We start from the raw sequence: 546 nt of genomic DNA, 5'->3' as shown, positions 1-546 counted from the left end.
AGGTCCCCGGTCGACGACCAGACCCTGCAGAAGATCTGCGAGATCACCGATGGTCAGTCGTTCCACGCCGACAGCCTGGACTCGCTGAAGAACGTGTACTCGACGCTGCAGCGCCAGATCGGCTACGAAACCGTGAAGGGCGACGCGAGCCTGGCCTGGATGCTGCTCGGCGCCTTCGTCATGGCCGGCGCCGTCTTGGCCGGTCTGCTGCTGAACCGCAGGCTGCCCGCCTGAGCGCTCAGCTGGGCAGGCGCCGGTTGATCAGCAGCGCCAGCGCCGTCGCGATCAGGGCGGTCAGCACGCCGAGGCGCAGCCAGCCGGCGCTGCCCGGCCCCGGCACGGTGCGATAGCCGATCTCGTTCTCGATGGCGTTGTAGCTCTTTTCGAGCTCACCCAGGCTGGTGGCGGTGTAGGACTGCCCGCCGGACAGCTTGGCGACCATCGGTGATCTCGCAGATCTTCTGCAGGGTCTGGTCGTCGACCGGGACCGGGATGGTGGCGCCCTCGTAGTCGACGGTGCCGTACGGGGTGCCGAACGAGATCGTC

At 67.6% G+C, this 546-nt stretch carries 1 protein-coding gene and 1 pseudogene; one reads left to right on the top strand and one right to left on the bottom strand.

The genetic code is table 11. The features are described 5' to 3' along the window. Positions 1-234, top strand: a pseudogene (locus tag A5708_RS19445) (hypothetical protein); the annotation flags it as partial. A 4-nt stretch (positions 235-238) separates the two neighbouring features. Here A5708_RS19445 and A5708_RS19440 read toward each other — a convergent pair. Continuing rightward, entirely contained in the window at positions 239-442 is a 204-nt protein-coding gene (locus A5708_RS19440) for a hypothetical protein (RefSeq protein WP_065030187.1), read from the bottom strand. Positions 443-546 lie beyond the last annotated feature (104 nt).

Origin of the sequence: Mycobacterium colombiense (genome assembly GCF_001672755.1) — a bacterium.
In the GTDB taxonomy this organism is placed as follows: Bacteria; Actinomycetota; Actinomycetes; order Mycobacteriales; family Mycobacteriaceae; genus Mycobacterium; species Mycobacterium colombiense_C.
This window is presented reverse-complemented; position numbering and strand designations above follow the sequence as displayed.

What these genes read in the sequence shown, in the direction of transcription:
- A5708_RS19440 (WP_065030187.1), bottom strand. Translation starts at nt 442, where the DNA reads ATGGTCGCCAAGCTGTCCGGCGGGCAGTCCTACACCGCCACCAGCCTG.